The sequence below is a fragment of the Paraburkholderia sp. HC6.4b genome, assembly GCF_014200875.1.
In the GTDB taxonomy this organism is placed as follows: domain Bacteria; phylum Pseudomonadota; class Gammaproteobacteria; order Burkholderiales; family Burkholderiaceae; genus Paraburkholderia; species Paraburkholderia tuberum.
Genome location: NZ_JACHDC010000027.1, coordinates 122,695 through 130,224, shown reverse-complemented (window position 1 = coordinate 130,224; position 7,530 = coordinate 122,695). Strand labels below are relative to the sequence as shown.

The following is a 7,530-nucleotide window of genomic DNA, read 5'->3' as shown; positions in this document are numbered from 1 at the left end:
CTTTGGCACTCTGATGCCGTCGGGTATAGCGAGGGCTCCGCCGTTCCTACTGCCTCTCCTATCCGACGCGGGAGGGAGGCGTCCATACCATCTCCTTGTTGACGGCAAGCTTCGCCGGCGGTCGGCGCCGCCTTGATCCGGCCATGTGCGACTGGCTAAAGTAAGCCACGGCCAAGCTTAAAAGTAAATCACGATTTACTCCGCATTTACCCGGTATTTGTCTTGCTTTCATGCGATGAGGAGGTCGATAGTCCGCAGCCAAACCGGCGCCTGAACGACTATCACCTCTTGCAGGGCGTTTCCCTGCTCGCGCACAGGCTGCTGGGTCACGCAAACGGAGCCGGCACCGAGCGGCTGGCACATTCCCATGCAACCTTTGCCGCGAAGGCGGCCCTCGGTTTCACCGCATCGAGCACGCACGGGCCGCTCGCGACCACGGGGCCGCGAATGGTCCAAGAGCGGAAAGCGAATTGAGCCCTTTAGCCGAGACTGATTTCTTGTTTCATTGCTATTTGAAGACCAGATCTACTGAACATAAAAACCGCTACCGCGGCGAGCGCAAAGGGAACGGCAAAAACAGTGTAGAGCGCGTGACCGCCACTCCCGGTGCCGAGCAGCACGCCAGCGGCAAACGGCGAGATCATGTCCCCGACGCGTCCCATGCCGAGAGCCCACCCCTGGGTGTCCACGATTTGAATTTCGAATTCAGCATTTGCGATCCTTTCCGGTTTGGGCAACCTGGGGCGATAGACCTTAACAGGAGTCCCCGCATGTACCGCAATCACGCTGCGTGCAAGTAAACACCCATCGCAGGCTGTTCGGGGTTAGGCGGGAATACGTTCCACGTGCCGTCACGGTGGCGAAAGAAAAACATTGAAACCGAGCCCGTCGGCCAAAGTGCCTCGACGCGTACATAGCGCCCCCGATGTGAGCGGAAGTGCCCGAACTCGATGACTCGAACCGCCATCGCCCGATTCGGTGCGAGCCAATTTTCGACCATCAAACGCAGAGGTTTTCCTGTGCTAGCCATCGTCTCTTCCTTCATTTCCCTTGATCGGGATCGATCCTATTACCGTAGCCGCGATGCAATTTGTAGGACAGGGAATCGAATTGCTCTGCACCCTGCTACAGATTCTTTCGGCCTCCGATGTGCGAGAAAACGGAGATCTCGCGCGCTTTGCGGCCCGATCCATCACTCCCGGAAATGCCGCAATCCGCTAACCAACTGAATGTGCGAAATTAAACCGACACTACTTATCGCACTTAAATCCTTAGTCGCGCACCAGCACCTGAACCACGCAGACGGAGCCGGCTCCAAGCAGATGGCACATCCCCACACGATCCTTGCCGCGCAGGCGCCGCACTGTTTCCCAAATCTGTGCGAGGCCGGTCGGTCCACCCGGATGACCCCGCGCAAGCAGCCCGCCGTCGGTTGAAAACTCCGGCAGGCCAAAGCGCTCCCGCGAACCGGGTCCGAATGCCCCTTCGCCGACTAACGCTTCCGCCTGGCCCGGTTCGGAGAACCCAAGGAGCTCGTAGTACATCAGTTCCTCCACGGCGAATGCATCGTGCACCTGCACGACGTCCACATCGGAGCGTTTCACTGACGCCTGGGTCAACGCCTGGGCCGCGGTTCGCTGCGAAAGTTCCGGCGGACCCACAATCGCGCCCTCGAGGATTAATTCAGGGGAGTACGCGTCGCTTCCGAATGCGCTGCCGGCCAGACGTATCCGGGGTTGCGTCGCGCCCACCGGCCAACCGTCGTCGCTGCACAGCACGGCCGCGGCCGCACCTTCTCCCCAAGGCGTGCACATCATCGACGTGAACGGATCAGCAATCATGCGGCTGCCTAGCACCCGCTCGATCGTGACCGGCTCGGGAGCGCGGCGGGCAGCGAAAGGGTTCTCCCGCGCATAGTTCCAATTCTTTGCCGTGATGGCGGCAAGGTGCTCGCGCGTGGTGCCCGATTCATGCATGCGACGTTTGGCCCAGAGCGCGAACGAAACGACCGGTGGCAAGTTCCCTTCAGCCACGATGATGTCCTCCACCGGTACTGCCTTTTGCGGCGAGTCCATGCCCACGACGAGCACCCGTCGTGCATCGCCCGAGAGAATTGCCTGCCGGGCGCAGTGCATCGCCGACAGCCCGGTGGCGGACGCGTTGGTGACGTGCTGGACTGGCACGCCCGTCAGCCCGAGTTCTTTAGCGACAAAGATTCCTCGCGGCGACAAGGGATGCGCTGTACCGACAACCACGGCGTCAATCTCGGCGTAGGTCAAATGGGCATCTTGCAATGCCGCGAGAGCAGCATCGCGCCCCAGCTTCACGCCAACGCCCGGTCCGTGATTGCCGAACGGGACCATGCCCACGCCTGCGATCAAAACGTCATTCATGGGAGAATCTCGTCTCATTGTTGGTGTCGCTGGTTTTCGCAATCACGCGATCTCCGATACGATCGGTGCCTGCCGCAAGAAGGGCCTGGATACGAGCGCCGCAGTCGAGATCCACGATCCCATAGGCTTGGCCATTGAAGGTGGTGGCGCTATACAACAGCCCCTGGGCGGGAACTTCGATCAGGTCCGGCTCCCGCAGGGAGCCGTCGGCAACTAGGCTCCGGGGCGGCACGTAAACCTGGCTCGTAGTGGAGTCGCGGGCCGCCTTGAGTTGTACGACTGGCAAGTTGTTTCTCCTGTTTCCGATAAAACCGATTAGTGCGAGGCGTGAAATGAAGCGCCCGATGCGGCCATCTCGCGCAGGAGTGCGGGAACGACGTAGCGGGGGCCGAACTCCGTCGCCATCTCATCGCTGCGTTTCACGAACTGGCGGAGCCCCACCTGGTCGATATGCGCCAGCACGCCACCTCGGAATGCGGGATAGCTCCAGCCGAGCACTGCACCGAGATCCAGTGCGAGTGGATCGCTCGCGATGCCTTCGGCGACCACATGCGTGGTTTCGATAGACTGCATGTTCAGCAGTCGCTCCATCACCACGCTCGCTTCGGGTTGTTGCCGCTGTGGAGGGAAAACAGACGGCAGTTCGTCCCACACGGTCTTGCCCGTGGGCCCATAGCTGTAGACGCCCCCGGCACCCTTGCGTCCAACTCGTCCGGCCCGCAGCAACCTGTCAATCACATCCAGCGCCGGCTGCGACTGCACGGCCGTGCCCCGTCCGGCCTTCGCAAGGCTGGTCAAGATGTTCTTCAGCAGATCGTAGGAAGTGAGGTCGCCCATGGCCAAAGGTCCGATGGGGAATCCGGCCATCGCCGCCGCTTTATCGATCAACTCAGGCGAGATACCTTCGCCCAGCATCTGCAGCGCTTCGCGGGAGTAGGCCGCTACCACCCGGGATGTATAGAAGCCTGGCCCATCATTGACCACGACAGGCGTCTTGCCGAGCAGCTTCAGCAGAGACTTCGAGCGAGCGAGCGACTCAGCGCTCGTCTGACTGCCCATCACGACTTCCACGAGTGCCATCCGGTCCACCGGGGCGAAGAAGTGCAAGCCGATGAAGTTTCCAGGTGTCTGAACCGTCTCGGCCATCTTCGTGATCGATAGCGTCGAGGTGTTGCTCGCCACGAGGACGTCCGGACCCGCCGCGTCGAAGATCTTCCTGAACACCTCGCTCTTCACTTCCGCGATCTCCGCTACTGCCTCAACGACGGCCTGGCATCCCTCGAGGCGCCCGAAGTCAGTCGTGGCTTCAATGCGGGAGAGGGCCTCGTCGCGTTGCCCGTGCCCCATCAGTTGTCGCGCCACGGCAGCGTCCAGCGTCTTGGCGATGCGATCCATTCCCTTGCGCGCCTCTTCGTCGCTCCGATCGATGAGCACGGTCTCTATGCCTGACCTCGCACACACCAGAGCGATACCGCCTCCCATTGTCCCGGCACCCACGACCCCGATGCGCGTTGGCGTGAACGTCGCCGCGCCGGCTCCGGATTGGCCCGCTTTCCTCACTGCGCCCGTTGCGATGAACTGCGTACGAATGCGATTCTTGGCGGAGGGCGAAATCGCCACCGTCCCGAAACGGCGGGCTTCGATCGCGAGCCCTGCATCGATGTCGACAGCCAATCCCTCCCTCAGCACCTCCAGGACGGCGTGGGGCGCGACATCTTGCGGAGGCGATTTGCGCTGCCGCTCCGCGAACGCTTTGTCGAAGAACGCTTGGCCTTCGGCCGAGTTCGGCTGGAATCCCGGGTACTGGAACCCCTCGCGATCCCACGCTTGCTGTGCTGATGGGTGATCAAGCACCCACCTGCGGGCGGCATCCAATGCCTGGTCCGCGGGAACGATCTCATCCACGAGGCCGCAGCCGAGTGCCTCCTGCACGCCTATGGGCTTCCCTTCAAGCAACATCTTTGTCGCGGGCGCGATTCCTATGAGCCGCGGCAACCGCTGCGTGCCACCCGCACCCGGGATCAGCCCAAGATTGACTTCCGGACAGCCAAGCTGCACCCGCGCGTCGTCGCTTGCCACTCTTCGGTGGCAGGCGAGCGCAACTTCGAGCCCTCCTCCAAGCGCCGAGCCCGTGATGACTGCGACGAACGGCTTGGATGAGCGCTCGATCGCGCGTAGGCACGCGCCAACCGGAGCCACCATGGCCTCAGCTTCTTCCGGCGTCTGGATTGCGTAAAGCGCCATCAGATCGCCGCCTGCGACATAGTCGCGCTTTGCCGACCGGATCAACGCTCCTTTCACTGCGTCATCGTTGATGGCGCGGTCGACGGCGCGTGCGAATGCATCGACGGCCGCCGGGGTCTTGACGTTCACAGGACCGTCCGGGTTGTTCCAGATGATGTGTGCGATGCCATCCTTGTCCAGTTCGTAATCAATCACTTCTTCATTCCCTTTCGTTCGTTGCCGTTGCGGGTCCCGTGCGGACAAACCAAATTCGGACAGTGGCATGGCGCATAGGGGTGGTCCCTTTAACGCCACTCCGATGACCCGGTGTCCCTTGAGCGGGGCCTCTCGTGAGCATTGCTCTGCGCTTAACGGCCATGGGGGTGGCAGGTCCGCTGGATAGAAGTAAATCATGATTCACATGCAAAAGTAAATGGCGCGTCACATAGGGTTTTCCCCTTCAAAGCGCGGTGCCACCGAGCGCAACGGGCCAGCGTGGCAACGAACAGATGCGCGACCCGCCCCCAATACGGCGCAAACCGCTCCAGCGGAAGACGTGAACAAGCGTTCAATTATTGAGCCGTGTACAGTCCCGACCATGTGCAGGTGAGCACACTCGGCGGACTCCTTTGCGGACGTCCATGCCTGCAGAGCTTTTCGGAACTCACTGTCCGGCGCAGCAGCAGCTAGTCGACCCCGAGGATTGCGCAGAGAACACCTTTGTCGGGGAACCGCGACCTTGGCCGGTGGCCTGCGGTTCGCAGGTGAAGGCAAACCTATTCAGTCATAGCCGCGCCACGTCCGCGATATTGGGTCGGACGCTTACCGGCAACTCAGTCTCGTCAGTCGGCATTTGTACAAGGATGCGGCACGGGGAAATTCAATAGGACGTCTTTACACACGCCTGCACGAACGTCGCCATCTCAACTCCCAGGTCGTCCGAGTCGACGCCGAGGTGCTGGACGGACGTAAAATGATTTTGGTCTGGAATCAGAAACGTCGTGGTCTTAGCGCCTGGTGTCGACGTTCTGGCGCTGACCACGGTTTTCCATTGGCTAATGAATTCCGGTGGATCCAATTCTGCCGCGACCAGCAACAGAGGAGCTTCAGTCGCACCGATGCCATTGACTGTTGAATAGCGGCCTGGCGTTAAATCGTCGCCGTAGTAAGCAAACGCGCCTTGAAACGGAAGCAATGAAGGGGCAAAGATACCTGAAATGAGCACGGCCCCACGGAGGGCTGACGAATCAGGGATTCGGCCATGATGTCCGGACAGCCAAGAAGCGAGATGCGTTGCACCTGCTGAATGACCGATGACGATCAACTGCTCAGTTGATATGCCGAGTTGCCCGGAATGCATGGCCAGCCAATCAATCGCTCTCTCGATATCCTCGGCACCTGCTGGCCACTGAGCTGCAGGTGCCAAACGGTAGGACATCAATGCTGCCGCGAAGCCATGAGAATTGGCCCACGCAGCAACGTTGGAATAAAGATAACTGCCCGGTATGCGGCGGTTCCCGCCGACAAACCCACCACCGTGGACGAAAAGAACGAGCGGCTGGCTCGGTCCCGCTGCATCGACTGTGCGATAAAGATCCAGACAATGCCGGTCATCGGGTCCGTAGCGCAGATCTGGCGTAACCGTGCTGCACGCCGCTCCTACGTCGCGCGAGTGGAGCGGCGCGCAAAGGGTGAGCGACGCTTGAAAGCTCTCCGGAGAGAGTGTCCTCGGAATTCTTCGGATTTCGGCGAGATACTCAGGTGCCAGCGGTGGCGCAGCTTCAATTCTCAAATTTGACATCGTTTTACGCAGCACTGCGTTCCGAAAGGTGGTTTGCAAGATCCGATGCGAATGCCCTACTCACAGCTGAGCTACCGACTCGAAACCATGGTCATCCGGGCCTTGTGGCAAAGGCACCTGCAAAACGACCGTACCGGACGATGGAGGCTCGCGTTAAGCGTTCTGAACCGGTTGCGCAGTTCTTGCGGGCTCTCTCTCGATCGACATTCTGGTGGATGTCATTCAGCAACGGCATCAACAAGTCCCAGGAAGCCCCATTGCTTGCCCGGTGCCAATCCCGCCAATTCCTTTCCGCACTCGCTGAGCATCACGGGCGACGAGGTGACGTGTTGGGAACCGGCGTCCATGTCCCTGTAGATCCGCTGTTTTGAAGAAAGAAACGAGATACCGAAGTCCGCATCCGCAGAATTCAAGAGGGCCAGGAAACCTGCGGTATGCGCAATCGAGACAACCACGAGCGGCGGGTCGAGGGAACCGGACGTGAAGGCATTTGCAGTCATTGAGCGCACCCCGCCAGAATGGGAAACGCTGAGCACTGTCACGCCACTGGCGAAGCGCCCCATCGCTCTTCTGAACTCACCGGCAGACAGTGCCTCGCCGGTGAGGCTATCCCACTCTGCTTTCTGACCTGTGCCGATGCTCCGCTCTGGAAGACTCATTTTCGAACCTCAAAAGGTCGGCCGCCGTGACATTAAAGCCGACTCGCGCTACAAAGTAAATGTAGATTTACACCTAGTTTACCCGAGCGTTGCGGTCAAGCAAGGATCCGCGCGCTGCGGCCTAACCTACAGGAAGAAGAGTGGAAGAAGAGCGCGGCTGCGCCACCGAGGTCGGGCGATTGTGGGACGATGACAGGGCAAACGCCACGTAAATCCATATTCACTTTTACAGATGACCATGCTTTAATTTGTCACACTGCGGTCTGCGCCCACGCCGAGCTTCACACAGCTCAGCCGAGGACAAAGCGAACCCGATCATGCATGCAATTGCTTTCACCACGTTGCACGACGGTCCGAGCTGCGAATGCAACCTCAAGATTAAGAATGACCGGCGCGAGGTTCGCCCAACCCACCGACACCACAACGGCGGCACGCTCATGCTCGCTGCCGCGAT

At 60.3% G+C, this 7,530-nt stretch carries 6 protein-coding genes; all 6 read right to left on the bottom strand.

The genetic code is table 11. From position 1 onward, the window contains the following. Positions 1 to 479: 479 nt before the first annotated feature. The 6 genes from HDG34_RS33810 to HDG34_RS33785 all read right to left on the bottom strand — a co-directional run bounded on the left by HDG34_RS33810 (position 480) and on the right by HDG34_RS33785 (position 7,076). Positions 480 to 737: a hypothetical protein gene (locus tag HDG34_RS33810; protein WP_184066939.1), complete on the bottom strand. Its 258-nt coding sequence runs from the start codon at positions 735 to 737 to the stop codon at positions 480 to 482. A 534-nt stretch (positions 738 to 1,271) separates the two neighbouring features. Beyond that, a complete protein-coding gene (locus HDG34_RS33805) occupies positions 1,272 to 2,393 on the bottom strand; it encodes a thiolase family protein (RefSeq protein WP_184066935.1) in 1,122 nt (373 codons plus the stop codon). Further along, positions 2,386 to 2,679 (bottom strand): hypothetical protein, encoded by a 294-nt coding sequence (locus tag HDG34_RS33800; protein ID WP_184066932.1) that lies wholly within the window; start codon positions 2,677 to 2,679, stop codon positions 2,386 to 2,388. Before HDG34_RS33800 ends, HDG34_RS33805 begins: the two co-directional genes overlap by 8 nt. A 29-nt stretch (positions 2,680 to 2,708) precedes the next feature. Beyond that, entirely contained in the window at positions 2,709 to 4,901 is a 2,193-nt protein-coding gene (locus tag HDG34_RS33795; protein WP_184066929.1) for a 3-hydroxyacyl-CoA dehydrogenase NAD-binding domain-containing protein, read from the bottom strand. Between the two features lie 595 nt (positions 4,902 to 5,496). Next, on the bottom strand, positions 5,497 to 6,456 hold the full coding sequence (locus HDG34_RS33790) for an alpha/beta hydrolase (RefSeq protein WP_184066926.1): 960 nt from the start codon (positions 6,454 to 6,456) through the stop codon (positions 5,497 to 5,499). Between the two features lie 179 nt (positions 6,457 to 6,635). Next, positions 6,636 to 7,076, bottom strand: a complete 441-nt coding sequence (locus HDG34_RS33785; RefSeq protein ID WP_184066923.1) for a flavin reductase family protein — start codon at positions 7,074 to 7,076, stop codon at positions 6,636 to 6,638. Positions 7,077 to 7,530 lie beyond the last annotated feature (454 nt).